The 26002-nt window shown below is 69.6% G+C and carries 27 protein-coding genes; 5 read left to right on the top strand and 22 right to left on the bottom strand.

All coding sequences use genetic code 11. The annotated features are described in order from the left end of the window. Nucleotides 1-81 precede the first annotated feature (81 nt). The 16 genes from JW364_RS03430 to JW364_RS03355 form a co-directional block, all read right to left on the bottom strand. Nucleotides 82-888 carry a TIGR02234 family membrane protein gene (locus tag JW364_RS03430; protein ID WP_205332997.1) on the bottom strand — a complete coding sequence of 269 codons (807 nt, stop codon included), beginning with the start codon at nt 886-888 and terminating at the stop codon, nt 82-84. Then, a complete protein-coding gene (locus tag JW364_RS03425) occupies nt 885-2459 on the bottom strand; it encodes an anthranilate synthase component I (RefSeq protein WP_137808506.1) in 1575 nt (524 codons plus the stop codon). Before JW364_RS03425 ends, JW364_RS03430 begins: the two co-directional genes overlap by 4 nt. Beyond that, on the bottom strand, nt 2456-2635 hold the full coding sequence (locus tag JW364_RS03420) for a tautomerase family protein (RefSeq protein ID WP_004021167.1): 180 nt from the start codon (nt 2633-2635) through the stop codon (nt 2456-2458). The genes JW364_RS03425 and JW364_RS03420 overlap by 4 nt, the downstream gene beginning before the upstream one ends. A gap of 75 nt (nt 2636-2710) precedes the next feature. Further along, a complete protein-coding gene (gene hisI / locus JW364_RS03415; RefSeq protein WP_058251762.1) occupies nt 2711-3112 on the bottom strand; it encodes a phosphoribosyl-AMP cyclohydrolase in 402 nt (133 codons plus the stop codon). 40 nt (nt 3113-3152) lie between these two features. Continuing rightward, nucleotides 3153-3926: an imidazole glycerol phosphate synthase subunit HisF gene (hisF, locus tag JW364_RS03410; RefSeq protein WP_065632344.1), complete on the bottom strand. Its 774-nt coding sequence runs from the start codon at nt 3924-3926 to the stop codon at nt 3153-3155. Further along, nucleotides 3923-4789, bottom strand: coding sequence for an inositol monophosphatase family protein (locus tag JW364_RS03405; RefSeq protein WP_068970344.1), 867 nt, complete (start codon nt 4787-4789; stop codon nt 3923-3925). The genes hisF and JW364_RS03405 overlap by 4 nt, the downstream gene beginning before the upstream one ends. Continuing rightward, entirely contained in the window at nt 4789-5532 is a 744-nt protein-coding gene (gene priA / locus JW364_RS03400) for a bifunctional 1-(5-phosphoribosyl)-5-((5-phosphoribosylamino)methylideneamino)imidazole-4-carboxamide isomerase/phosphoribosylanthranilate isomerase PriA (protein WP_058251759.1), read from the bottom strand. The genes JW364_RS03405 and priA overlap by 1 nt, the downstream gene beginning before the upstream one ends. Before the next feature lie 80 nt (nt 5533-5612). Next, the gene (locus JW364_RS03395) at nt 5613-5948 is read right to left on the bottom strand and encodes a hypothetical protein (protein WP_068970343.1); all 336 of its coding nucleotides are present in this window, start codon (nt 5946-5948) and stop codon (nt 5613-5615) included. Further along, nucleotides 5945-6586, bottom strand: a complete 642-nt coding sequence (gene hisH / locus JW364_RS03390; RefSeq protein WP_068970342.1) for an imidazole glycerol phosphate synthase subunit HisH — start codon at nt 6584-6586, stop codon at nt 5945-5947. Before hisH ends, JW364_RS03395 begins: the two co-directional genes overlap by 4 nt. After that, the gene (gene hisB, locus JW364_RS03385; protein WP_055476578.1) at nt 6583-7221 is read right to left on the bottom strand and encodes an imidazoleglycerol-phosphate dehydratase HisB; all 639 of its coding nucleotides are present in this window, start codon (nt 7219-7221) and stop codon (nt 6583-6585) included. Before hisB ends, hisH begins: the two co-directional genes overlap by 4 nt. Continuing rightward, nucleotides 7218-8363 (bottom strand): histidinol-phosphate transaminase, encoded by a 1146-nt coding sequence (locus tag JW364_RS03380; RefSeq protein WP_055476577.1) that lies wholly within the window; start codon nt 8361-8363, stop codon nt 7218-7220. The genes hisB and JW364_RS03380 overlap by 4 nt, the downstream gene beginning before the upstream one ends. Beyond that, nucleotides 8360-9703 (bottom strand): histidinol dehydrogenase, encoded by a 1344-nt coding sequence (gene hisD, locus JW364_RS03375; RefSeq protein WP_055476576.1) that lies wholly within the window; start codon nt 9701-9703, stop codon nt 8360-8362. Before hisD ends, JW364_RS03380 begins: the two co-directional genes overlap by 4 nt. A 199-nt stretch (nt 9704-9902) precedes the next feature. Then, nucleotides 9903-10832, bottom strand: coding sequence for a carboxylating nicotinate-nucleotide diphosphorylase (nadC, locus tag JW364_RS03370; protein ID WP_165629927.1), 930 nt, complete (start codon nt 10830-10832; stop codon nt 9903-9905). Then, nucleotides 10829-11902 (bottom strand): quinolinate synthase NadA, encoded by a 1074-nt coding sequence (nadA, locus tag JW364_RS03365; RefSeq protein WP_055476574.1) that lies wholly within the window; start codon nt 11900-11902, stop codon nt 10829-10831. The genes nadC and nadA overlap by 4 nt, the downstream gene beginning before the upstream one ends. 195 nt (nt 11903-12097) lie before the next feature. Then, nucleotides 12098-12604 carry a DUF1990 family protein gene (locus JW364_RS03360; RefSeq protein WP_159371014.1) on the bottom strand — a complete coding sequence of 169 codons (507 nt, stop codon included), beginning with the start codon at nt 12602-12604 and terminating at the stop codon, nt 12098-12100. Further along, on the bottom strand, nt 12601-12861 hold the full coding sequence (locus JW364_RS03355; protein WP_055476572.1) for a helix-turn-helix domain-containing protein: 261 nt from the start codon (nt 12859-12861) through the stop codon (nt 12601-12603). Before JW364_RS03355 ends, JW364_RS03360 begins: the two co-directional genes overlap by 4 nt. Before the next feature lie 101 nt (nt 12862-12962). Between JW364_RS03355 and map the strand changes: the two genes are divergently transcribed. Together map and JW364_RS03345 are read left to right on the top strand one after the other, a co-directional pair. Further along, nucleotides 12963-13736, top strand: a complete 774-nt coding sequence (gene map / locus JW364_RS03350) for a type I methionyl aminopeptidase (protein ID WP_165629925.1) — start codon at nt 12963-12965, stop codon at nt 13734-13736. A 360-nt stretch (nt 13737-14096) separates the two neighbouring features. Next, nucleotides 14097-14825: an NUDIX domain-containing protein gene (locus JW364_RS03345; protein ID WP_055476570.1), complete on the top strand. Its 729-nt coding sequence runs from the start codon at nt 14097-14099 to the stop codon at nt 14823-14825. Here JW364_RS03345 and JW364_RS03340 read toward each other — a convergent pair. From JW364_RS03340 to JW364_RS03315, 6 genes are all read right to left on the bottom strand, one after another. Beyond that, on the bottom strand, nt 14788-15384 hold the full coding sequence (locus JW364_RS03340; RefSeq protein ID WP_307814707.1) for a DUF2567 domain-containing protein: 597 nt from the start codon (nt 15382-15384) through the stop codon (nt 14788-14790). The genes JW364_RS03345 and JW364_RS03340 overlap by 38 nt on opposite strands. After that, nucleotides 15381-15620 (bottom strand): hypothetical protein, encoded by a 240-nt coding sequence (locus JW364_RS03335; RefSeq protein WP_055476568.1) that lies wholly within the window; start codon nt 15618-15620, stop codon nt 15381-15383. The genes JW364_RS03340 and JW364_RS03335 overlap by 4 nt, the downstream gene beginning before the upstream one ends. Nucleotides 15621-15653: 33 nt before the next feature. Beyond that, entirely contained in the window at nt 15654-16691 is a 1038-nt protein-coding gene (bioB, locus tag JW364_RS03330; RefSeq protein ID WP_055476567.1) for a biotin synthase BioB, read from the bottom strand. A gap of 41 nt (nt 16692-16732) precedes the next feature. Continuing rightward, the gene (gene bioD, locus JW364_RS03325) at nt 16733-17416 is read right to left on the bottom strand and encodes an ATP-dependent dethiobiotin synthetase BioD (protein WP_240198599.1); all 684 of its coding nucleotides are present in this window, start codon (nt 17414-17416) and stop codon (nt 16733-16735) included. Nucleotides 17417-17724: 308 nt separating this feature from the next. Continuing rightward, nucleotides 17725-18924 carry an 8-amino-7-oxononanoate synthase gene (locus tag JW364_RS03320; RefSeq protein ID WP_205332999.1) on the bottom strand — a complete coding sequence of 400 codons (1200 nt, stop codon included), beginning with the start codon at nt 18922-18924 and terminating at the stop codon, nt 17725-17727. Beyond that, nucleotides 18921-20267 (bottom strand): adenosylmethionine--8-amino-7-oxononanoate transaminase, encoded by a 1347-nt coding sequence (locus JW364_RS03315; RefSeq protein WP_205333000.1) that lies wholly within the window; start codon nt 20265-20267, stop codon nt 18921-18923. The genes JW364_RS03320 and JW364_RS03315 overlap by 4 nt, the downstream gene beginning before the upstream one ends. Nucleotides 20268-20398: 131 nt before the next feature. Between JW364_RS03315 and JW364_RS03310 the strand changes: the two genes are divergently transcribed. The 3 genes from JW364_RS03310 (at nt 20399) to glgX (ending at nt 26000) form a co-directional block, all read left to right on the top strand. Further along, nucleotides 20399-20956, top strand: coding sequence for a TetR family transcriptional regulator (locus JW364_RS03310; RefSeq protein WP_205333001.1), 558 nt, complete (start codon nt 20399-20401; stop codon nt 20954-20956). A gap of 138 nt (nt 20957-21094) precedes the next feature. Beyond that, nucleotides 21095-23293 carry an acyltransferase family protein gene (locus JW364_RS03305; protein WP_374100785.1) on the top strand — a complete coding sequence of 733 codons (2199 nt, stop codon included), beginning with the start codon at nt 21095-21097 and terminating at the stop codon, nt 23291-23293. A 115-nt stretch (nt 23294-23408) separates the two neighbouring features. Next, a complete protein-coding gene (glgX, locus tag JW364_RS03300) occupies nt 23409-26000 on the top strand; it encodes a glycogen debranching protein GlgX (RefSeq protein ID WP_205333002.1) in 2592 nt (863 codons plus the stop codon). Nucleotides 26001-26002 lie beyond the last annotated feature (2 nt).

Here is a 26002-nt window from a genome sequence, read left to right as displayed (position 1 = left end):
GTGACCTCATCGCGCTGATGCGTCCATCGTCGGAGTCTGCGACCGGGCGTCGCCGTCGCCGTCCCGTCATCGGCTTGCGGTTCAGCGACGGTCGGGGTCGTTCGGGTCGGTCGGGTCGATGCCGGTGTCGAGCGCGTCCCACATCATCCGCTCGTTCGCTCCGGGCGGCGTCGGCTCCGCCGCCGGGCCGGGGTCGTCCGCCCGACCGCTCGTTCCGGGCTTCGCAGAGCCGGATCGGGTCGCATCGGGCTCCGCGGCCGCGGAGTCCTCGTTCTGCTCGGCGGCCTTACGACGCTCGTAGTCGGCGAAGATCTCGGTCTCGATCTCCTCGCGGCGAGCGGCCGGAGTGGTGTATTTCGACGATCGGGTGGCCCCCTTCGCGACGCGCAGCAGCATGACCGCTGCACCCACCGCACACACGGTGCCGGCGAGCACGACCACCGCGGCGAGGGGGTTGGTGTCGACGAAGAGCACGATGTAGCGATCGGGGATGCTGCCCGCCTCGGCGGCGTACGCAGAGTCGGTGCCCCCGGTGATCAGCGAGATCGCCGGGAAAGCGGCCAGGAGCCCGCCGACGGCGACCAGGATCGCGACGACTCGGAGGGCCCAGCCACGCACTGACAGCGCCGCGAGTATGCCCGCCAAGTAGACCAGCGCCAGCGGCGTGAGCCAGGGACTCCAGTCCCCGCCGTTGACCTCGAACGCGCGCTGCGGGGACAACCCGTCCTCGGCGGAGACGGTGGCCCAGGTCAGCCGGCTCGCACCCCAGAAGGCCGCTGCGGCCGCCGCCATCAGCAGTGCCGCGACGACCTGTCGGCGCCGGACGGACTTGCGGCGGATGGCCTCTACGTCAGGACCTGCCGCGGCTCCGGATTCGTCAGAGGTCATGAGTTCTCACCCACCCGTCGCATCGTCGAGGCGGCCGCGACCGCGTTGAGCACCGCGGTGGCCTTGTTACGCGCCTCGTTGTACTCGTACTCGGGCTCGCTGTCGGCCACCACACCACCGCCGGCCTGGACGAACGCCTTACCGCGCGCGAGCAGCGCGGTGCGGATGGCGATGGCGGTGTCGGCGTTGCCGGCGAAGTCGAGATAGCCGACGATCCCGCCGTAGAGCCCGCGGCGGGTCATCTCGTGTTCGTCGATGAGTTCCATCGCCCGCACCTTCGGTGCGCCGGTCAGGGTTCCGGCCGGGAAGCACGCCGTCACGGCGTCGAGGGCATGCTTGTCGTCGCGGAGGGTCCCCGACACGGTCGAGACGAGATGCATGACGTGGCTGTAGCGCTCGATGTGCCGATAGTCGCTGACCTTGACCGTGCCGGGTACGCAGACACGTCCGAGGTCGTTGCGCCCGAGGTCCACCAGCATCAGGTGCTCGGCGTTCTCCTTCTCGTCCTCGATCAGGCCCTTGCCGAGCAGTTGGTCTTCCTCCTCGGTCGCGCCGCGCCAGCGGGTGCCGGCGATCGGGTGCGTGGTCGCCACCCCGTCGGCCACGGTGACCAGTGCCTCGGGGCTGCTGCCGACGATGGTGAACGGCTTGCGCGCGATTGCGTCGGGCGAGCCGGTGTCGCTGTGCTCCTCGGTGCCGGGCATCCGCAGCAGATACATGTACGGACTCGGATTGGACGCGCGCAGCACGCGATAGACGTCGAGCGGGTCGGCGTCGGAGTCCATCTCGAAGCGCATCGACGGCACGACCTGGAAGGCCTCGCCGGCCTCGATCTCGCCGACGAGATCGGTGACGATCTCGCTGTACTCCGCGAGCGATCGCTGCGCGGCGAACTCCGGCCGCGGGCGGTCGAAGGTCGACACCGTCGACGGCGCGGGTGCGGCGAGCGCTTCGGTCATCCGGTCCAGCCGGTCGAGTGCGTCGGCGTAGGCGTCCTCGACCCGCTCGTCGGAGCCGTCCCAGTTGACCGCGTTGGCGATGAGCGTGATCGTGCCCTCATGATGGTCGACCGCGGCGAGGTCGGTGGCCAGCACCATCATCATGTCCGGGAGGCCCAGATCGTCGACCGTGGTCTCGGGCAGACGCTCGAGCCGGCGGACCATGTCGTAGGCCATGAAGCCGACGAATCCGCCGGTCAGCGGCGGCATCCCGGGGAGCGGGTCGGTCTGCAGGAGGCGCAATGACTCCGCGAGGACCTCAAGCGCGTCGCCGCCCTCGGGTGCGCCGACGGGCACCGACCCCCACCAGTGCGCCTGTCCGTCGACGACGGTCAGGGCCGATGGTGCGCCCGCGCCGATGAACGACCATCGGGACCAGGACCGCCCGTTCTCGGCTGACTCCAGCAGGAAGGTCCCCGGACGGTCGCCCGCGAGTTTGCGATAGGCCGACAGCGGCGTCTCGGAGTCGGCGAGGACCTTGCGCGTCACCGGTACGACGCGGTGATCGCGCGCGAGGTCGAGGAACTCGGCGAGAGTCGTGGTGTCGGCGGCCCCGCCGGTGGTGGCGGTCATCCGAGCGGCTCGCCGCCGACGCCCCACTGATTACGCGGAACCTCCGTGATCGTCACCCAGACCGAGTCGGGGTTCTTGCCGGTTGCCTTGGCATAGGCCTCGGTGACCGCGGCAATCGTCTCGCGCTTGACGCGATCCGACAGTCCCGGCGTCTGCGAGATCTGGATGAGGGGCATGGACGCACCGCCTTTCGAAGGTCTCGAGCTGTGGCGTGTCCCGGAGTTCGCACCCGGGACTCGTGTCTCGGGGGTCTATTCTGCTGGGTCCGTCGAGCCCGACCCGGATTCGGCCCCGGAACCCGGCGCCGCGTCGATCCCGAACGTCAGCGACTCGGTGTCGAAACAGCTGTGGTTGCCGGTGTGGCAGGCCGCGCCCACCTGGTCGACGATCAGCAGCACAGTGTCGCCGTCGCAGTCGATGCGGGCGTCGTGCACATACTGCGTGTGCCCGCTCGTCTCCCCCTTCACCCAGTACTCCTGGCGTGACCGCGAGTAGTAGGTCCCCTTCCGGGTGGCGAGCGTGCGCTCGAGCGCGACGTCGTCCATCCAGGCGACCATCAGCACCGTCCCGGTGCTGCGTTCCTGCGCCACCGCGGTGAACAGGCCGTCGGCGTTGCGTTTGAGGCGTGCGGCGAGATCGGGATCGAGTGCCATCAGCGACCTTCCGGATCGGTGCGGGAGGGGACGCGGCGTGTCATCGGACGGTGATCCCGGCGTCGCGCATGGCCGTCTTCACCTGGGCCACGGTGAGTTCGCCGAAGTGGAAGACCGAGGCCGCGAGAACGGCGTCGGCGCCCGCCTGCACCGCCGGCGCGAAATCGTCGATGCGGCCGGCGCCGCCGCTGGCGATGACCGGCACCGACACCGCGGCGCGTACGGCCGTCAGCATGCGCAGGTCGAAGCCCTGTTTGGTGCCGTCGGCGTCCATCGAGTTGAGCAGGATCTCGCCGACACCGAGGTCCTGGCCGCGGACCGCCCACTCGACCGCGTCGATCCCGGTGCCCGTGCGGCCGCCGTGGGTGGTGACCTCCCAGCCCGACGGCGTGGGTTCCGCACCTTCGGGAACGGTCCGGGCGTCGACGGACAGCACGATGCACTGCGAACCGAAGCGCCGACTCATCTCGGCGAGCACCTCCGGCCGGGCGATGGCCGCGGTGTTGACGCTGACCTTGTCGGCCCCGGCGCGCAGCATGGTGTCGACGTCGTCGACGGTCCGGATGCCGCCGCCGACGGTGAGCGGGATGAACACCTGATCGGCGGTGCGCTTCACCACGTCGATCATCGTCGAGCGCCCCGAACTCGACGCGGTCACGTCGAGGAAGGTCAGTTCGTCCGCGCCTTCGCGGTCGTAGCGCTCAGCCAGCTCGACCGGGTCGCCGGCGTCGCGCAGGTTGGCGAAGTTGACGCCCTTGACCACGCGGCCGTCGTCGACGTCGAGGCACGGGATGACCCGGGTCGCCAGCGTCATCGTCGGGTCTCCTTCGGGGTGGTGGATTCTGGGGTGATGACGTCTGCCGTCCATTCCGGGATCGTCTCGCCGATGACACGCATCAGACCGGCGTGCACGGTCGGGGTACCGGCGACCAGCGACGGCGACGCCACGGTCCACGGACGGCCGGCGATGTCGGTCGCCACACCGCCGGCGGCCCGGACCAGCGCCGCTCCCGCCGCGTTGTCCCAGGGGTGCCGGCCGAAGGCGATCGCCCCGCCGAACACGCCGGCCGCGGTGAACGCCATGTCCACACCCGTCGACCCGGTCATCCGGATCCGGGCGGCACGCGTGCTGAGTTCGCGCAGGAGGTCGGCCCGGCGCGCGCCCGGGTAGCGGCCACCGCCGCGGGCATCGAACGGGCCGAAGGCGATGGCTGCCTCGGCGAGTTCCATGTCGGGGGCCGGCGGGACGGCTACACCGTTCAGCAGCAGCGGACCGTCGGCGTGTGCGGCGTACCGGCGTCCCACGAGCGGCAGCCAGGTCATCCCGAGCGTGGCCTCGCCGTCGACCACCAGACCGAGGAGGATCCCGGTGAGCGGCATCCCCGCGGAGTAGTTGAAGGTGCCGTCGATCGGGTCGAGCACCCACACCGGACCGTCGACGACGTCGGCGCCGCCGAATTCCTCGCCGTGGACCGGGATCTGGGTCCGGTCGGCGAGCTCGGCCCCGATGTGGCGCTCGAGGTCGAGGTCCACCTGCGTGGCGAAGTCGGTGCCGCCCTTGTTGATCGCACTCGGCGCACCCTGACCGTCGACGAAGCGATCGACGGCGGCGTCGAGGATCGACCCGGCGGTGTCGAGCAGCCGGGGCAGGTCGAGGGTGGAGTCCGCCGCGCTCATCAGACCCCGGCGACCGCGGTCAACGCCTCCGGCAGCGTGAATCGACCCGCATAGAGTGCCTTGCCGACGATGGCGCCCTCCACACCCTGGCCGGTGAGGCCGGCGATCGCGACCAGATCGTCGATGGCCGAGACGCCGCCCGAGGCCACGAGGGGGGCGTCGGTGGCCGCGGCGACCTCGGCGAGGAGATCGAGGTTCGGGCCCTGCAGCGTGCCGTCCTTGGAGACGTCGGTGACCACATAGCGGGCGCATCCGTCGCGATTCAACCGCTCGAGGACCTCCCAGAGATCGCCTCCGTCGGTGACCCAGCCCCGCCCGCGCAACCGGTAGGAACTGCCGTCGCGGATCACGTCCAGACCGACCGCGATGCGGTCCCCGTGCTCGGCGATCGCGCGGGCACACCACTCCGGGTTCTCCAGGGCGGCGGTACCGAGGTTCACGCGCGTGCACCCGGTGGCGAGGGCGGCGGCCAACGAATCGTCGTCGCGGATACCGCCGGACAGTTCGACCTTCACGTCGAGTTCACCGACCACGCCGGCCAGCAGCTCGCGATTGTCGCCGCGGCCGAACGCGGCGTCGAGGTCGACGAGATGGATCCACTCCGCACCGTCCCGCTGCCACGCCAGCGCCGCGTCGCGCGGCGAACCATACGACGTCTCGGTGCCGGCCGCGCCCTGGACCAGGCGGACCGCCTGCCCGTCGGCGACGTCGACGGCGGGAAGGAGTTCGAGGGTGCTACCCATGGGTGAATCTGTCCTGTCTGTTCTGGATCGAGCGCGGTTCTTGATCGGGCGAGTCGGCGGTGGACGTGATCGGGGTCGGGTCAGGCGGTGTGGCGACCGTCGCGCGCCGCGATCAGGTCTGTCCGGGCGCGGTCGACCATGCGGTTGGCAACGGTACCGATCGCGGCGATCATCGCCGCCACCGCCACCAGCGCGGCGACCAGTCCGGCGATCGGCGACCAGTGCGCACACAGCGCGATGATCGGGACGGACACGATCAGGACCAGCACTCCCGCACCGAGAGCGTAGAAGGCGAGCTTGGCGATCGAGAAACCGGAGGACGCCGAGGACGCGCCCGCCGCGTCGGACCCGGACGGTCGCCCGACGGGTCCGTCGCCGTACCCGGCGTCGTCCGGGCGCGGCGTGCCGTCGGTCACGAGAGTCCCCGAACCCAGTTCTCCAGCAGGTGCGCACCGGCGTCGCCGGACTTCTCCGGATGGAACTGGGTCGCCGACAGCGGCCCGTTCTCCACCGCGGCGAGGAACGGTCCACCATGTTCGGCCCAGGTCAGCTTGGGCGCGGTCAACGGCGAACCCTCGTTGTCCATCTCCCAGGTCTGCGCGGCGTAGGAATGCACGAAGTAGAAGCGGGTGTCGGCGTCGAGCCCGTCGAAGAGCACGGTGCCCTCGGGTGCGTCGACCGTGTTCCAGCCCATGTGCGGCAGAACGGGAGCGGGCAACTGGGTCACACTGCCCGGCCACTCCCCGCAACCCTCCGCCTCGACGCCGAACTCGACGCCGCGCTCGAACAGGATCTGCATGCCCACGCAGATGCCCAGGACCGGGCGGCCGCCCGCCAATCGTCGCCCGACGATCCGGTCGCCCTTGACCGCGCGCAGGCCTTCCATGCAGGCGGCGAACGCGCCGACGCCGGGCACGACGAGGCCGGTGGCGTTCAGGGCCGTGTCGAAGTCGGAGGTGACCGTCACCTGTGCCCCGGTCCGCTCGAGCGCACGCTGCGCGGACCGCAGGTTGCCCGAGCCGTAGTCGAGGATCGTGACGTCGGCGACGCTCACAGCGCGCCCTTCGTCGACGGCACACCGGTCACGCGGGCGTCGTATTCGGTCGCCGCGCGCAACGCGCGGGCCACGGCCTTGAACTCCGCCTCGGTGATGTGGTGCTGGTCGCGGCCGTAGAGGACCCGCACGTGCAGCGCGATGCGAGCGTTGAGCGCGATCGACTCGAACACGTGCCGGTTGATGACGGTCGAGTACGGGACACCCGGGTAGCCACCGATCACGGCGGTGAGCATGTGCTCGGGCTCGCCGGTGTGGACGCAGTAGGGGCGGCCCGACACGTCGACGACGGCCTGGGCGAGGGTCTCGTCCATCGGGATCCAGGAATCGCCGAAGCGACGGATGCCCTTCTTGTCGCCGAGCGCCTGGCCGAGAGCCTGGCCGAGCACGATCGCGGTGTCCTCGATGGTGTGGTGGCCCTCGACCTCGATGTCGCCCTTCGCCTCGACGGTGAGATCGAAGCTGCCGTGCTGACCGAAGGCGGTGAGCATGTGATCGAAGAACGCGATGCCGGTCGAGATGTTCGTCACGCCGGTGCCGTCGAGATTCAATTCGACGGAGATCGACGACTCCCTGGTGCTCCGTTCGACCTTCGCGACACGGGGCGCGGGGTTGGTCGCAGAGGGGGTGCTCACTGAGGGTTCTCCAGATCTGTGGTGGCGAGCGTGCGGCTGACGTCGAGGAAGGCGTCGTTCTCATGCGCGAGACCGATGGTCACCCGGAGGTGACCGGCGATGCCGACGTCCCGGATGAGGACGCCCTGGTCGAGGTAACGCTGCCACGACGCCGCAGCATCCCGGAACCGTCCGAACAGCACGAAGTTGGCGTCGGAGTCGATGACGCGGTACCCGAAGGCGGTCAGCGCCGCGACCACGCGCTCGCGTTCGGACCGGATCGCGGTGACGCCGGCGAGGGTGTCGTCGCTGTGGCGCAATGCGGCTCGCGCGGCGGCCTGGGTCAGCACGGACAGGTGGTACGGGAGCCGCACCAGCTGGATCGCGTCGACGACGGCGGGCGCTGCGGCGAGGTAGCCGAGCCGGCCGCCGGCGAAGGCGAAGGCCTTGCTCATCGTCCGGCTGACGACGACCTTGGCCGGGAACTCGTCGATGAGCTCGACGGCGCTCGGAGCCGCCGAGAACTCGGCGTAGGCCTCGTCGACGATCACGATGCCCGGAGCCGCCTCGACGATGCGACGCAGGTCCGCGAGCGGGATCGAACCGCCGGTCGGGTTGTTCGGCGACGTCACGAAAACGACGTCCGGTTCGCGGTTCGCGACTTCGGCGACCGCGTAGTCGGTGTCGAGCGAGAAGTCGCCCGCCCGCGCCGCGACCAGCCAGGTGGTGTCGGTGCCGTCGGAGATGATCGGGTGCATCGAGTAGGACGGGACGAAGCCGAGCGCGCTGCGACCGGGACCGCCGAACGCCTGCAGCAACTGCTGCAGGACCTCGTTGGAACCGTTTGCCGCCCAGAGGTTTTCGACGCCGAGCTGCACACCGGTGGCCCGTGTCAGGTAGGCGGCGAGGTCGGCACGGAGAGCGACGGCATCGCGGTCGGGATAGCGGTGCAGCACGGCGGCGGCCTCGCGCACCGACGCGGCGACATCGTCGATCAGGGCCGGCGACGGCGCGTGCGGGTTCTCGTTGGTGTTGAGGATCACCGGAACCCTGAGTTGCGGTGCGCCATAAGCGCTCTTGCCACGGAGGTTCTCACGTAGCGGCAGGTCGTCGACGGTGATCGAGCTGCCCGGGGTTGCCGTCACCGGATCGGCGGCCGTCACCGGCCCGCGCTCCCGACGAAGCGCTGCTTCACCGCATCACCGTGACCGGGCAGGTCCTCGGCGTCGGCGAGGGTCACCACCTTGTCGGCGACCTCGCGCAGCGCGGCCTCGTCGTAGTCGATGACGTGGACGCCCTTGAGGAAGGTCTGCACCGACAACCCGGAGGCGAAGCGCGCCGAACCCGAGGTGGGCAGAACGTGATTGGAGCCCGCACAGTAGTCACCGAGGCTGACCGGCGCATAGGGCCCGACGAAGATCGCGCCCGCGTTGTGCACCCGGTCGGCGACCGCGGCCGCGTCCCGGGTCTGGATCTCGAGGTGTTCGGCCGCATAGGCATCGACGACGGCGAGCCCCGCGTCGAGATCGTCGACGAGGACGACGCCCGACTGCTCCCCCGACAGCGCGGTGGTCACGCGTTCGCGGTGCTTGGTGGCCGCGACCTGCTGCTCGAGAGCCTCGTCGACGGCGTCTGCGAGTTCGGCGCTGTCGGTCACGAGCACCGACGCCGCGAGGACGTCGTGCTCGGCCTGGCTGATGAGGTCGGAGGCGAGGATGCCCGCGTCCGCCGAGTCGTCGGCGAGGATCGCGATCTCGGTGGGTCCGGCCTCGGAGTCGATGCCGACCACGCTGCGGCACAGACGCTTGGCCGCGGTGACGTAGATGTTGCCCGGGCCGGTGATGAGGTCGACGGGGTCGAGAACGGCATTCGGCTCGTCCGCGGATTCCGTGTCGGCGCCACCGTAGGCGAGCAGTGCCACGCCCTGGGCACCGCCGACCGCCCACACCTCGTCGACTCCGAGGAGCGCACAGGCGGCGAGGATGGTCGGGTGCGGCCACCCGCCGAAGTCCTTCTGCGGAGGCGAGGCGACGACCAGCGAGCCGACGCCGGCCTCCTGGGCGGGGACGACGTTCATGATGACCGACGACGGATAGACGGCGTTTCCGCCCGGGACGTACAGGCCGACGCGGCGCACCGGAATCCACTTCTCGCTGACGACGCCGCCGTCGACGACCTGGGTGCGGGTGGTCTCCCGTCGCTGGTCGGCGTGAACCTTGCGCGCGCGTGTGATCGACTCGCGCAGCGCCTCGGCAACCTGCGGGTCGAGCCCGGCCAGAGCATCGGCGATGACCTGGGCGGGCACCCGCACCGACGCGGGGCGGACACCGTCGAACTTCTCGCCATAGTCGAGCGCAGAGCTGCTCCCGTTCTCCGCCACCGAATGCACGACCGGTGTCACCGTGTCGAGGACGGCATTGACATCGGTACCCCCGCGGGGCAGCGCGCGACGCAACTCGGCGAGTGTCGGCGTGCTACCGCGCAGGTCAATTCGGGCGAGCATGATCTCTCCTGGTGGCTGCTGATGTACCCGACAAGGATACGTGTCGGCTGCCAGCGGGTTTCTGGTGCGGGTTGTCACCGAGAACGTCGGGGCAGTTCGATCCGGTATGCGGACGAAGCTGCCCCCGTCCTTCCACCGGCCGTTCGCCAGGACCGAGTTGTCCGACGTCGAGGTCCGAACCGGCGACGCGGGGCTGAACCTACGGTGCCGGGATGTCCAGACCGAGGTCCAGGACGGTGACGGAGTGCGTCAGCGCGCCCACGGCCAGGTAGTCGACGCCGGTGCGGGCATAGTCGGCCGCGACGTCGAGCGACAGGCCTCCCGAGCTCTCCAGCTTGGTGCCCGGCGACCGGGTGTTGCGGCGCTGGACGGCCATCTGGGTCTCCCACGGCTCGAAGTTGTCCAGCAGGACCAACTGCGGTTCGAGTCCGAGGACCTCGTCGAGCTGGGTCAGCGAGTCGACCTCGACCTCGACCGGTAGGCCCGGCGCCGCCGCCCGGACCGCCTCCAGCGCCGCGGCGACCGAACCCGCGGCGACGACGTGGTTGTCCTTGATGAGGGCGGCGTCGCCGAGCCCCATCCGGTGGTTGACTCCCCCGCCGGCACGAACCGCGTACTTCTGCAGATGCCGAAGACCCGGAAGTGTCTTGCGCGAGTCGCGGATTCGGGCGTCCGTACCCTCCACCGCCGCCACCCAGGCCGCGGTGGTCGTGGCGATCCCCGACAGGTGCGAGATCAGGTTGAGCGCCGTGCGTTCCGCGGTCAGCAGCGCTCGCGTCGGAGCGTGGACGGCGAGTACGACGGTGCCGGGTTCGACGCGGGTTCCGTCGTCGACGCGCGACGTGATCGTGTACTCGCCCGCCCCGATCACCTCGTCGAAGACCGCCTCGACCACCGGCACGCCGGCGATCACACCATGCGCGCGGCTGATGATCGCCGCGTCGACGACCGCGTCGGCGGGGACCGTGGACGTGGTCGTGACGTCGGGTCCGTATCGCAGATCCTCGTCGAGCGCAGTGCGGATCAGCGCGCGGACCTCGTCGGTGACCGCGGCGCCGAGTTCGCCGCCCACGGCCTGACCGACGAAGCCGTCGCCCGGTGAGGTCGTCGAGGTGGCCGGGTTGCTCACTCGCCCGATCCGGGGTTGCCGATCGCGATCATGCGCTCGACGCTCTTGCGCGCCTTCTCGGCGACGTCGGCGTCGACGAACACCTCGTCGCGACCCTCCCGCAGGCACCGGAGCATGGCCGCCGGGGTGATCATCTTCATGTAGGGGCACGATGCCCGGTCGTTGACCGCCTGGAAGTCGACGCCCGGTGCGGCCTTGCGCAACTGGTGCAGCATCCCGACCTCGGTGGCGACGAGCACCTGCTTCGCGCCGGTCTCGCGCGCGGCGTCGAGCATGCCGCCCGTCGACAGGATCTTCACCTTCTCCTCGGGAACGAAACCCTCGCCGGCCAGATACAGCGCCGAGGTCGCGCAACCGCATTCGGGGTGGATGAACAGGTCGGCGTCCGGGTGCGAGTTCGCCTGCGCGGTCAACTCGTCACCGTTGATGCCGGCGTGCACGTGGCATTCGCCCGCCCAGATGTGGATGTTGTCGCGGCCGGTCTCGCGCTTGACGTGCGCGCCGAGGAACTGGTCCGGCAGGAACAGGACGTCGCGGTCGGGATCGATCGACGCGACCACGTCGACCGCGTTCGACGACGTGCAGCAGATGTCGGTGAGGCCCTTCACCTCGGCGGTGGTGTTCACGTAGGACACCACCAGCGCATCGGGGAACTCGGCCTTCCAGGCCCGGAGTTCGTCCGCGGTGATCGAGTCGGCGAGCGAGCATCCGGCGCGCTCGTCGGGGATCAGGACCCGCTTCTCGGGGCTTAGGATCTTGGCGGTCTCGGCCATGAAGTGGACGCCGCAGAAGATGATCTCGTCGGAGTCGACCTCGGCGGCGATCCGCGAGAGGGCAAGAGAGTCGCCGACATGGTCGGCAACATCCTGGATGGCTGGGAGCTGGTAGTTGTGCGCGAGCAGCGTCGCGTTGCGCGCCTTGGCGAGGCGGCGGACCTCGTCCGCCCACTCCTGCGTCGGCTCCACGCCGGTGTAACCGCCCGGCGCGTCGTACCACGTCGCATCGACGAGCGCCGAGTCCTCGACTGCGGGCGCGGTCATCGACGTGAGGCGATCACTGGTGATGCTCATGTGCCACTCCTCTGGCTACCCGGCGACGAGTTCCGTCCCCGGGACGCTGGTTCCCCAGATCACGGGCCGTGTGTCCGAGGCAGGTTTTCGACTCATGGTCGAAAACGCTATGCATCGTAACATTCGCCACACTCACGGCATTCCCATGACCTCGTCGCCGGCGTTCTCGGCCCGCGATCCAGGCGGACGACGAGTTCAGCCACACATCAGAGCGTCGAGGTAGCGCTCGGTGAATCGCGACTGCGCAACCCGCCCGATCGGCCCGCCCAGACGCGTGAACCAACGCCCCGGACGCGAGAACGCGACGACATGCCCGATCACGGTGCCGTCGTCGAGCCATTCCACCCAGAAGCGCTCTTCGCCGATCTCGGGATGGCCGGGCAGCGTGCCGTACGCGAAGCCGCGCTCGCGCGGGGCGTCGATCACCTCGACGACCCGGCACCGTGCGGTGATCGCGAGGGGGCCGAGACCGGCGCGCAGGTCGACGTCGGTGCCGACAGTGGCCGCGGGGGTCGATTCGTCGACACCGAAGCCGGCATGACGATGCATGTCCCAGTTCATGATTCGCCGGCCGGCCGTGGCGAAGCAGGCAGATCCCGAGCCGATGACCCGTGACCGGCGCAGATGGTGGTAACCGGGCGGGAGCGTCCCGGCCGTCGCGCCGACCTCGGGATAGGTGAGATCCGATCGGTTCGCGGTCACCCGACTCGTGCCACCTCGGCGTCGAGCACGAGCGCCAGATCGTCGAGTGAGGTACCCAGCGCGCGAGCAAGCGCCGCGATCGTGGCGAAAGCGGGCGTCGGCATGCGTCCGGTCTCGATCTTGCGCAGGGTCTCCGGCGAGATACCCGCGCCCGACGCCACATCGCCCAGCGGACGGTCGCCGCGCAACTCGCGGAGACGGGCGCCGAGCCGGCGGCCGGCCGCGATCTGTTCCGGGGTCAGGGGGTTACGCACCATGTGGCGATCCTAGCGGGTCCGGTATACAAATACCGAGACGCGGTGGTATTTGTATACCGACCAGCGATCCGAAAGAACGCAATGACCACGAGAGGACGGGAATGGTCGAACTGAAGTCGCCTGCCGAGGTGGCCGCCATGGGAGTGACGGGGGCGTTCATCGCAGATCTCCTCGACGACCTCGCCGGACGCGCCGACGTCGGGGTCAACCTCCTCGAGCTCGAGGAACGCGCGCGGAAGCTCGTCAACGACCGCGGTGCTCAGTCCTGCTACTGGGACTACTCGCCGTCCTTTGGCCGCGGCCCGTTCCGCAATGTGATCTGCCTGTCGGTGAACGACGCTGTCCTGCACGGACTCCCGCACGATTACGTCCTCGCCGACGGAGACCTGCTCTCGATGGACATCGCCGTCGCCATCGACGGCTGGGTGGCCGACTCCGCGCGCAGCGTCATCGTCGGCACCCCACAGCCCGACGATCAGCGCCTCGTCGCGGCCACGGAAGAAGCACTGGCCGCAGCCATCGACGCCGCTCGTCCGGGCGGTCGGCTCGGCGACATCTCGGCCGCGATCGGAGCGGTCGCCGCCGCACACGGGTATCGGGTCAACACCGAGTTCGGCGGACACGGACTCGGCCGCACCATGCACGAGGATCCCCACGTCGCCAACGTGGGCCGGGCCGGACGCGGCATGAAACTACGCCCCGGCCTGACCCTCGCGCTCGAACCGTGGTTCACGCTCGGTTCCGAGCGCATCAAGTTCGACGCCGACGGGTGGACCATCCGGTCGTTCGACGGCTCCCGCGGCGCGCACAGCGAACACACGATCGCCGTCACCGATGGCGAGGCGCTGGTCCTCACCTCGCACGGGGGCGGGTAGTCGAGGTCACCAGGTGGCTTCGACACGGCGCCTCGCTTCGCTCGGAGCCGGCTCAACCAGCAGGGGGTCGCCGACTCCTCCAGCGGAGGCACCAGCACAACCAGCCGGGGGTCACCAGCACAACCAGCCGGGGGTCACCAGCACAACCAGCCGGGGGTCACCAGCACAACCAGCCGGGGGTCACCAGCACAACCAGCCGGGGGTCACCAGCACAACCAGCGGGGGGCACCGGCTCAATTAGCAGGTGGGGCACTGGCTCAATTAGCAGGGAGGCGTCGACTCAACCAGCAGGGGCGCCAGCCGGGGGCTCCAACTCAACCAGCGGGGGTCAGCAGCAGGGCGCACCCTACAATCGGGCGCATGCCATCCGCCGGGTCCGAGCCACCCATCGCCGACGGTGCGACCCTCCGGGTGGAAGTCCTGAGCGTCGTCTTCCAGATCCGCGTACCCCAGACCCGGAACACGTCGGACACCGACGACCCGTCGTTGTGCGTCCTGCTGTCGCGGTCCGCCGACGGCGTGTGGACACTTCCCGGCGGCGGGGTCGGCGCCGAGGAGACGTTGTCGGCGAGCGCACGCCGGCTCGTCGCGGACGCGCTCGACGTCCGTGAGATCGCGCACCTGGAACAACTGTCGGTCTTCTCCGACCCGCACCGGGTGCCCACGGTCCGCACCATCGCGTCGACCTACATGGGCCTCGTGCCCTCCGACGCCGACGCGACACCCCCCGACGCCGCGGGCTGGTTCGCCGTCGACGGATTACCGCCCCTGGCCTTCGATCACGCCGGGATCGTCGAGGCCGCCCGGCATCGACTTGCGGCCAAACTCTCCTACACCAACATCGCGTTCGCGCTGGCCCCCGCCCGGTTCCCGATGTCGGCATTGTCGGAGATCTACTGCGCCGCACTGGGTTATCCCGTGGACACGACCAACCTGCTCCGCATCCTGAGCCGGCGCGCGGTGGTGGTCGCCACCGGGACCGTCGGCAAGACCGGCCGTAACGGGGGTCGCCCGCCGGCGCTCTACGCCTTCGCGGAGAAGGAGCTACGCGTCACGGATGAGTTCGCGACGCTGCGCCCACCGATGTGAACACGTCCGCCGGCGGCTCGTCGGACTCGAGATCTCCGACGCCCAGATCGGCTGTCCGCGAGGACAACACGCAGACGAGGTACACCACGGCGAACGCGAACGGGGCACAGATGAGCAGCGTCCACGGCTCGCTCGAGCCGGACCGCGTCGCGCCGTCGAGCCACAGCTCCGGCGCGACCCGGTAGACGGCGTCGACCGGCAGTGCGGTCGGATCGTCGTCGAACCGCAGGCCCGCGACCCACATCCCGACCGACGCCGCAAGCGCCGAACCTGCCACCGTCGCGAGGGCGGGCCACACGAATCCGGCGACCCCGCGCCACGTCCGGGCCGCAAACCACACGACGATGGCCGTGACCGCGCCGTAGGCGAACATCGTCAGGGCGAAGGCGCCCACGCCGGCGAAGTCGGCGGGGATGTCCTCGCGACGGAGACCCTCGAACACGACGCCGGTGGTCGGCGGGGTGAGGAGCGCCCAGACCGCCCCGGCGACGACGCCGATGAGGGCCACGCCGACGGTGACCGCGGCCAGTCCCGAGACCGTGCGGACCGGCGGTTTCACCGGCGACCCAGCTCCGACGAGTCGACCGTCCCGTGCCTCGAGCAGCGGGCATCCCATCCGTCGGGCCGCACCTGGACCACCATCCGGCGCCCGCACTGGCCACAGAAGCGAGGGGGTTCGAGACCCAACCGGGCAGCCGGCGGCACGGCGTCGGGAGCCTGCAGTTCCAGTTCGAGTCCGGTGAACACACCGAACCGGCACGGCTCGGCGAGAGGACCCGGGACGGTGTCGATCATGAGAACACGCTACCCATCGCGGCGACGAGCCCGTCAGATCGTGTCGTTCAACGACTTGATCGGCATGGACAGATCACTGAGGAGATCGAGATCGTCCTCGGCGGGCCGGCCGAGGGTCGTCAGGTAGTTGCCGACGATGACGGCGTTGATGCCGCCGAGGATGCCCTGTTTGGCCCCCAGGTCGCCGAGCGTGATCTCACGCCCGCCGGCGAAGCGCAGGATGGTGCGCGGCAGCGCCAGACGGAAGGCGGCCACCGACTTGAGGGCCTCCGCGGCGGGGAGCACGTCGAGATCGCCGAACGGGGTGCCGGGCCGCGGGTTCAAGAAGTTCAGCGGCACCTCGTCGGGCTCGAGCGTCGCCAGTTCGGCGGCGAACTCGGCCCGTTGCTCCAGGGACTCACCCATACCGAGGATGCCGCCGCAGCAGACCTCCATGCCCGCCTCCCGGACCATGCGCAGGGTGTCCCAGCGCTCCTCCCAGGTGTGGGTCGTCACCACGTTCGGGAAGTGGCTGCGCGCGGTCTCGAGATTGTGGTTGTAACGGTGCACGCCCATGTCGCGGAGCTGGTCGACCTGCTCCTGGGTGAGCATGCCCAGGCTGCACGCGATCTGGATGTCGACCTCGTTGCGGATGGCCTCGATTCCCGCCGCGACCTGACTGAGCAGCCGCTTGTCGGGACCGCGGACCGCCGCGACGATGCAGAACTCGGTCGCACCGGTCTTCGCGGTCTGCTTGGCCGCCTCGACGAGGGAGGGGATGTCGATCCACGCACTTCGTACCGGCGAGGCGAAAAGTCCGGACTGGGAACAGAAATGGCAGTCTTCTGGGCACCCGCCGGTTTTCAGCGAGATGATGCCCTCGACCTCGACCTCGGGCCCGCACCAGCGCATCCGCACATCGTGGGCGAGCTGGAGCAGTTCGGTCAGCCGGTCGTCGGGCAACCGCAGAACCCGGAGAACCTGCTCCTGATCGAGCGGCTCGCCGCGGTCGAGCACCTGGTCACGGGCGATGGCGAGGATGTCGTCCGACGCCGGTGCCGAGGTGGTGGCGTCGACTGTTGCCTGGGTCACTGGTGATACTCCTTGGATGATTGTTCTGCTGCGGGAACGTGTTACGGCGTCCGGACGAGCTGTTCCGGATGGCGGGGAGAAAGGGTCGCGAGCCACTCATCGTCGAACCACGACGCTGCGTGGCGGCGGAACTCGGCGGGTTCGAGGTTCGCGGCGCCGGCGGGCAGGACCCCGACGACCGGCACCCCGGTCACCCGCGGGAGGTCGGTGCGGTTGCACCGCATCGCGAGGTCGGGATCGTCCGGCCACCAACCGATCACGAGTCCGGCGGGACGCAGACCGCGCGCCCGCACCGCGTTCACGGTGAGCTCGGCGTGATTGAGCGCGCCCAGCCCCGGCGCCACCACGACCACCACACCGTCGACGGTGTCGGGGACGAGAGTGGCCGCGGCGATGTCGAGGATCGTGGCCGACTCCCCCAGCCGCACCAGCACTCCGCCGGCGCCCTCGGCGAGGGTCAGGTCGTGTGACGCGGCCAGATCGTCCACGGCGCGGACGATCACCGCCGGATCGGCCGGTGGCATCCCGGCGCGGCGCGCGGCGGTGTCGGGCGCGAGGGGTTCCGGGTAGCGGAAGAGCTCGACCGCGGTGACGTCGCCCGCCAGGCGTTGCACCTCGGCGAGGTCGCCGGGTTCGTCGGGACCGACGCCGGTCTGGACGGGTTTGCAGACGGCGACGCGCCCTTCGTGGCTCGTCGCTATCGCTCCTCGCACCTCAGGGAGCAGAGGATGGGCAGACGCTAACGCTCCTCGCACCTCAGGGAGCAGAGGATGGGCAGACGCTTGCGCTCCTCGCACCTCAGGGAGCAGAGGGTGGGCAGACGCTTGCGCTCCTCGCACCTCAGGGAGCAGAGGGTGGGCAGACGCTAACGCTCCTCGCACCTCAGGGAGCAGGGGGTCGGCCACCTCAGGGAGCAGAGGGTCGGCCACCTCGTGGGGCAGGCAGGCAGCGGCGAGTGCGGCGGTCACGACGGTCTTCCCGACGTCGGTCGAGGTCCCGGTGACGGCGAGGACCCTGCCGCGGCGTGCGGCGGTCACCGCGCACCGACTTCGCGGAGCGCGGCGTCGACGACGGCGGCCACGTGGTCGAGGGCAGCGGCATCGAGGTCGGCGCGCACCGTGATCCGCAGCCTCGACGTCCCGACCGGGACCGAGGGCGGACGGAAACACCCGACGAGGACGCCACGGTCCCGGCACGCGGCAGCAGCTGCCACCGCGCGTTGCGGATCCCCGACGACGATCGCGATGACCGCCGCGGCGGGCTCTTCTACGCCACACGCGAGCGCCAGGCGACGGGCGTTGTCGCGCAGTCGGTCCGGCAACCCGGGTTGCGCCCGCAGGATCGTCAGGGCGGCATGCGCGGCGCCCACCGCGGCCGGGTTCAGGCCGGTGTCGAAGATGAAGGTGCGGGCGCAGTCGACGAGGTGCGAGCGCAGCAGCTCCGACCCGAGGACCACACCGCCCTGCGCGCCGAGCGATTTCGACAGCACGGTCGTGACGACGAGATCGGGAGCGCCCGAAAGTCCCTGTTCGGCGACGAGTCCGCGACCACCCGGACCACGTACCCCGAGAGCGTGGGCCTCGTCCACGAGCAGGACGGCCCCGTGCGCGCGTGCCGCGGCATACAGATCCGCGACCGGCGCCGGTTCACCGTCGATGCTGTACACCGAATCGGTGACGACGAGCGCCCGGGCCTCGGTACGTTCGGCGAGGGCCCGCCGGACCGCCCCGTGATCACCGCGGTCGACGACCACCACCCGGGCACGCGACAACCGGCAACCGTCGATCAGCGACGCATGGGTGCCGGTGTCGCTGACGATCAGGTCGCCGCGCGTCGCCAGCGCGGTGATCGCACCGACATTCGCCAAGTAGCCGGACGAGAAGACGAGTGCCGCATCGAATCCGAGGAAGTCGGCGAGATCGTGCTCGAGATCGATGTGTGCCTGGGTGGTGCCGACGACGAGGCGCGACGCCGTCGAGCCACCTCCCCACCGTTCCGCGGCGGCCCGCGCACCGGCGATCACCGCGGGGTGGGTCGACAACCCGAGGTAGTCGTTGGAACCGAGGTTGATCTCGTCGCCGGCCGCCCTGCGGACGTGTGGGCTGCGATGCAGGCCGGCCTCGGCGCGCGCACGGGCGGCGCCGGCCAGCCACGCCAGACCGATCTCTCCCCCGCCGCTGACCCGCGCATCGCCGTTGACCCTCGAATCCGGCTGCACCTGAATCGAAGTCATGACCGCACCACTGCCGGCTCGCGATCGCCGACCGTGGCATGCACGGCAGCGGACACTCCGCGCACGATCACCCCGATGTCCTCGGGTGTGCAGATGAACGGCGGCATCGTATAGACGAGATTGCGGAACGGCCGCAGCCATGCCCCGGCCTCGACGGCCGCGTCGGTGGCCGCCACCATGTCGACCGGGCGATCGAGTTCGACGACGCCGATCGCGCCGAGGACCCGCACATCGACGACGCCGTGGCGATCACGCAGCGGTTCGAGTCCGTCGCGGAGCCCCCGCTCGATCGCCGAGACCCGCTCGGCCCACGGCGTTTCCAGCAGCAGTTCGATCGCTGCGACGGCCACCGCGCAGGCCATCGGGTTGGCCATGAAGGTCGGGCCGTGCGCGAGTCCGCCCGCCTCCCCCGCACTGATCACCTGAGCGATCTCGGACGTGCACAGGGTCGCGGCGAGCGTGAGGTAGCCACCGGTGAGCGCCTTGCCGACACACATGATGTCGGGCGCGACGCCGGCGCCCGGCGCCGCGTCGGCCCCCGGGGCGGCGTCGGCCCCCGGGGCGGCGTCGGCCGCGAACAACGTTCCGGTACGGCCGAATCCGGTCGCGATCTCGTCGAAGATCAGCAGGACGTCGTGGCGGTCACAGATCTCCCGGAGCGCACGCAGATATGCCGCGTCGTGGAATCGCATGCCGCCCGCACCCTGGACCACGGGTTCGACGATGACCGCGGCGAGCTCGTCGCGGTGCGCGCGCACGGTGCGCTCGAACTCGGCGACGTAGTCGGGCCGGAACTCGGCCGGCGGGGCGTCGACGAAGATCTGTTGTGCGAGAACACCCTTCCACATCGCGTGCATGCCGCCGTCGGGATCGCAGACGCTCATCGGGGTGAAGGTGTCGCCGTGGTAGCCGCCACGCCAGGTGAGCAGACGCGTGCGGCCGGACCGACCGCGGCTGCGCCAGTACTGCAGCGCCATCTTGACCGCCACCTCGACCGACACCGATCCCGAGTCGCAGAAGAACACCTTCTCCAGGCCGGCCGGGGTGATCTCGACGAGGAGCTGCGCCAGCCGGGCAGCCGGTTCGTGGGTCAGACCGCCGAACATGACGTGCGACATCCGACCGAGCTGAGCCGCCGCGGCGGCGTCGAGTCGAGGGTGTCCATAACCGTGGATCGCCGCCCACCAGGAGCTCATCCCGTCGACCACCGATCGGCCGTCCGCGAGTTCGAGGCGGACACCCGAGGCCGAGGCCACGACCAACGGCCGGGTGGCCGCCGGCAGCGCACCGTAGGGGTGCCAGATGTGGTCGGCATCGATGCGACTGATCGCGTCGTGATCCATGAGGCACCTCCCGGCCTGTCGTTAGGCAGTCCTGGACACCGTCCAGGACCCTGAACACCGTACAGGGCGTCCTGAACGGTGTACAGGCCCGGGGTTCGATGCCCCACTGCCGGGTCATTACGCTGACGCGGGTGAGCAACAGTCGCACCGACGTTCTGCGCGCCGCCCGCGACATCCTGGGCGAGCACAGCCTGGCCGACCTGTCGATGCGACGCCTCGCCACCGAACTCGGCGTCCGTCCCAACGCGCTGTACTGGCACTTTCCCAACAAGCAGACCTTGCTGGCCGCGCTCGCCGACGACATCCTGGGTGCGGTCGCCATCCCCGACACCTCGCTGGCCTGGGACGAGCGCCTCGATCTGCTCGCGACCGACATGCGCAGTGCGCTCCTCGGAGTTCCCGACAGTGCCGAGGTCGTGTCGTCGAGCTGGGCGAGCGGTCTGTCGTCGAAGGCCATCACCGCCGACATCATCGCCGCCGGCACGGCCGGTGGTTTGTCCGTCCGCGACGCCGAGGCGGTCAGCACCGCACTGTGTCAGCTGGTCATCGGGCTCACCATCGAGGAACAGACGCGCGCGCAGATGGAGCGTCTGGGTGTCACCGGGCCGTCGGGTCGCGACTTCGCGGGCGAGTTCCGCGACGGGCTGGGCATCATCCTCGACGGAGCCCGGACGCGCCGCTCGCGGTGAACCCCGCGCGGCCCCGCAGACCGGTGCGCGAGTGTCGCGGTCGTCCGAATCGGTGTTTCACAGCTTCGACGAGTACATTGCTAGCCGGTCATCCCGGCCCCGAGACCGATCTGTCCCCCACCGGAAAGAACACGCCCTGTGGCATCGACGACGCGAGTAGTGGCGCCGGAGTCGTCCCCCTCGACGCCGACAACGCCCGCATACCGCACCGACCTCGACGGCCTGCGCGGTATCGCCATCGCCCTCGTCGCCTGCTTTCACGTGTGGTTCGGCAAGGTCTCCGGCGGCGTCGACGTCTTCCTCACCCTCTCGGGATACTTCTTCGTCGGGTCGCTGCTGCGGCACGCGATCACGAGCCAGGCTCCGCACGTCTCCTTCCGCGACACCCTCAACCCGTGGCCACGGCTCAAACGTCTCCTCAAACGGCTGCTGCCGGCGCTGCTCACCGTCCTGATCGCGGTCACGGTGCTGACCCTGCTGATCCTCCCGCAGACCCGGTGGGCCAATGTCGGCCGCGAGGTCATCGCGAGCGCGCTGTACTACCAGAACTGGTATCTCGCGCAGAACTCCCAGGACTACCTCGCCGCGAGTTCGGCGAACAGCCCCCTGCAGCACATCTGGTCGATGTCGGTGCAGGGCCAGTTCTTCGTCCTGACCCTGCTCGTCGCCCTCGCGTTCGCGGCGTTGCTCAAGGTCGGTGCCCGCGTCGCCCGGCCGTTCGCCGACCCGCGGGTCATCAGGTTCCTCGTCGGCGGCGCGGTGTTGGTCGTCGCGCTCGCCTCGTTCTACTGGGCGCACCGCGGCCTGGCGATCAACCAGCCGTACAACTACTACGACACGATCTCCCGTCTGTGGGAACCGCTGGCCGGCGGCCTGCTCGCGATCTGGTTGCCGTCCCTGCGAATCCCCAACTGGCTGCGCAACATCGCGACCGTCTTCGCGCTCGCGCTGATCGTCAGCTGCGGGTTCTGGATCGACGGTGTCAACGCCTACCCCGGTCCGATGGCACTGGTGCCGGTCGGCGCGACGCTGCTGATCATCTGGGCGGGCGCGACGGCGTTGCAGAAGCCACCTCGGGGGTCCCATGCCGCGGCCACCGAGATGCCCGTCACGAACCGCTGGCTCGCGAGCAGGTGGCCGGTCTGGCTCGGGACCATCGCGTATTCGCTGTACCTGTGGCACTGGCCGCTGCTGATCTTCTATCTGACCTGGCGCGACAAGAACCATGCCAACTTCGTCGAGGGCGTGCTCATCCTCGCGGCGTCAGTCGGGCTCGCGTGGCTCACCAAGCGCTACATCGAAGACCCGCTGCGCGGCGGCGATCGTTCGGCGCTCAGCCGCGGCCGCCGCGACGGGCGGTCGCGGTGGCTGTCGTACACGTCGGTCGTCACCTCGATCCTCGTGGTGGCGACGCTCGTCACCGGCGTCGGCATCACCGTGTGGGAGCGGCACGTCGCGAACATCGTCGTCGACACCAAGAACCTCGACCCGAGGTCGTACCCGGGGGCCCGAGCACTGCTCGACGGCTGGCCGGTGCCCGCCCTCGATCCACAACCGTCGGCGCTGGAGGTCATCAAGGACTTCCCCGAGACCTCCACCGACGGCTACATGAGCGACTTCACCGACAACGAGATCCACGTCGGCACCTACGGCGATCCGACCGCGACGCGCACCATCGCGCTCGCCGGCGGCTCGCATGCCGAGATGTGGATCTCGGCGCTCGACATTCTCGGCAAGCGCAACGGTTTCAAGGTGAAGACCTACCTCAAGATGGGGTGCCCGCTGTCGACGAACCGGGTACCCAAACAGCGCGGCGTGCCCTACCCGGAGTGCTACGACTGGGGACAGCGCGTCATCGATCGCGTCATCGCGGACAAGCCGGACGCGGTGCTGACGAATTCGACGCGACCGCGGGACTACGAACCCGGCGACTGGGTGCCACCGGACTACGTGCCGATCTTCGACCGTTTCCTCGACGCCGGGGTGCCGGTGTTGGGCATGCGGGACACCCCGTGGCCGAAGAACGCGAAGGGCACCATCGACACCCCGATCTGCCTCGCCGACGGCGGCGACGCCGAGAGCTGCGGGTCGCGCCGCAGTGCTGTCCTCTCACCCGAGGACCCGGCGGCGGAGCTGGCCGCCACGCGACCCGACTTCCACCCCCTCGACATGTCCGACGGGATCTGCGACGCCGAGCGGTGCCCGGCGATCGTCGGCAACATCACCGTCTACAAAGACCCACACCACCTGAGTGCGACCTATGTCCGCAGCCTCACCGACGAGCTGGGGCGCCAGATGGAGGCGCAACTGCCGTGGGCTGGTCCCGCGGTGCCGTGACGGTCGGCGGAAGTCGCGGGCTTCCTCCGGAAGCGGCGGGTGGGGCAGCCCACATCTGACCCGACCGGCCGCGTCCTGAGATGACCGTCCGCGGCAACGCGACTAGGGTCGACCCATGACGTCGTCGAAGGCGGGTAAGACCGGACCGCCGGCCCCCGGTGAACAGCCGGGTGATCCCGACTCCACTCCCGATTCAGATTCCACCGCCGATCCCGGCTCCCCCTCGGAGCCCCACGCACCGGAGTACGACACCACCTCGACGACGGCAGCACCTCCGAGTGGTGGCAAGACCATCGCCGACCCCGTACCGATGCCGTCCGACCCGATCCAGGCCGAGGCGCTGGTCCAACCGGAACCGGCCCCGATCCCGGTGTGGCCGGGTACTCCATACCCCCTCGGCGCCACCTATGACGGTGTGGGAACGAATTTCTCGCTGTTCTCCGAGGTGGCCGAAGCCGTCGAGCTGTGCCTGATCGACCGCGAGGGCCACGAGCGTCGGATCCGGCTCGAAGAGGTCGACGGTTACTGCTGGCACTGCTACCTGCCCAACGTCGGGCCCGGCCAGTTCTACGGCTTCCGCATCTACGGGCCGTACGACCCGTCGCAGGGATTGCGTTGCGACCCGAGCAAACTCCTGCTCGATCCGTACGGCAAGGCCTTCCACGGCGACTTCGACGGCGACGCATCGCTGTTCTCCTACCCGCTCCCGACACCGCCCGAGGACACCGACGAATCGGCGGTCGACGACGACGCATCCGCAACCCCCGAGACCGGGGCCGCCGACACCGGGACCGGCGGTGGCGGGACCGACGAGGGCGCGGTCGACGATGCCGACGAGCCGACCGCCGAGGCGGGCGATGCGGCCGATCCCGCCGATGAGGCAGGCGAGTCCGACGGCGATGCCGCGCCCGCGGAGCACGGGGACATCCCCGATCCCGAGCCGGTCAATCCGATGCCGCAGTTGGACTCACTCGGGCACACCATGGTCTCGGTGGTGATCAACCCCTACTTCGACTGGCAGAACGACCGGTCGCCCAATCGTCCGTACCACCAGACGGTCATCTACGAGGCGCACGTCAAGGGCATGACCGCGACCCATCCCGACATCCCCGAGTACCTGCGCGGCACGTACGCGGGGCTGTGCCATCCGGTGATCATCGACCACCTCAAGGAGTTGGGCATCACCGCCATCGAACTGATGCCCGTGCACCAGTTCATGCAGGACTTCGTCCTGCGCGATCAGGGTCTCCGAAACTACTGGGGATACAACACCTTCGGATTCCTGGCACCGCACATCGAGTACTCGTCGAACCCCGACCAGCCGGCCAGCGCGGTGACCGAGTTCAAGGCGATGGTGCGTGAGTTCCACAACGCCGGCATCGAGGTCATCCTCGACGTCGTCTACAACCACACCGCCGAGGGCAACCACCTCGGACCCACCGTGTCGTTCCGGGGCATCGACAACGCCGCCTACTACCGGCTCGTCGACGGCGATCCCGAGATGTACATGGACTACACCGGAACCGGCAACAGCCTCAACGGTCGTCATCCGCACACGCTGCAGCTCATCATGGATTCGCTGCGGTACTGGATCCTCGAGATGCACGTGGACGGCTTCCGTTTCGACCTCGCGTCCACGCTGGCCCGCGAACTGCACGACGTCGATCGGCTGTCCGCGTTCTTCGATCTGGTGCAGCAGGACCCGGTGGTCAGTCAGGTGAAGCTGATCGCCGAGCCCTGGGACATCGGCGAGGGTGGTTACCAAGTGGGCAACTTCCCGCCGCTCTGGACCGAATGGAACGGCAAGTACCGCGACACCGTCCGCGACTACTGGCGCGGCGAGCCGTCCACCCTGGGCGAGTTCGCCTCCCGGCTCACCGGATCGTCGGATCTGTACGAGGCGACCGGCCGACGGCCGCTCGCGAGCATCAACTTCGTCATCGCGCACGACGGTTTCACGCTGCGGGACCTGGTGTCCTACAACGAGAAGCACAACATGGCCAACGGTGAGGACAACCGGGACGGCGAGAGCCACAACCGGTCGTGGAACTGCGGAGTCGAGGGACCCACCGACGATCCCGAGATCAACGCCCTGCGCGCGCGGCAGCAGCGGAACATCCTAGCGACGCTGTTCCTGTCGCAGGGCACGCCGATGCTGGCGCACGGCGACGAGATCGGGCGTACCCAACAGGGCAACAACAACGTCTACTGCCAGGACTCCGAATTGTCTTGGATGGACTGGACTCTCGCCGAGGAGAACGCCGACCTGCTGGAGTTCACCCGCAAGGCCATCGCACTGCGCACCCGGCATCCGGTCTTCCGGCGACGAAAGTTCTTCGGCGGGAAGCCGATCCGATGGGGCGACCAGGCACTCGACATCGCCTGGCTCACCCCGGCCGGCCAGGAGATGACCGCCGAGGACTGGGACAGCGGGTTCGGCAAGAGCCTCGCCGTGTTCCTCAACGGAAACGGACTGGGCGAGAAGGACGAACGTGGCGAACTGGTCGTCGACGACTCCTTCTTCATCTGCTTCAACGCCCACTACGAGGACCTGGACTTCACGCTCCCGCCGACGTGGTACGGCAACGAGTGGGTCGGCGAACTGGACACGACGCATCCCGTGGGGGACAGCGAGCTGACGGCCTCCGCCGGCGAGTCGGTGACCGTAGGCGCCCGCTCCGTCCTGGTCCTGCGAAAGACCTCGTGACT

Origin of the sequence: Gordonia sp. BP-119, assembly GCF_016924115.1 — a bacterium.
GTDB lineage: Bacteria > Actinomycetota > Actinomycetes > Mycobacteriales > Mycobacteriaceae > Gordonia > Gordonia hongkongensis.
The sequence above is the reverse complement of the archived record's forward strand: the minus strand, read 5'-3'. Positions and strand labels throughout refer to the sequence as shown.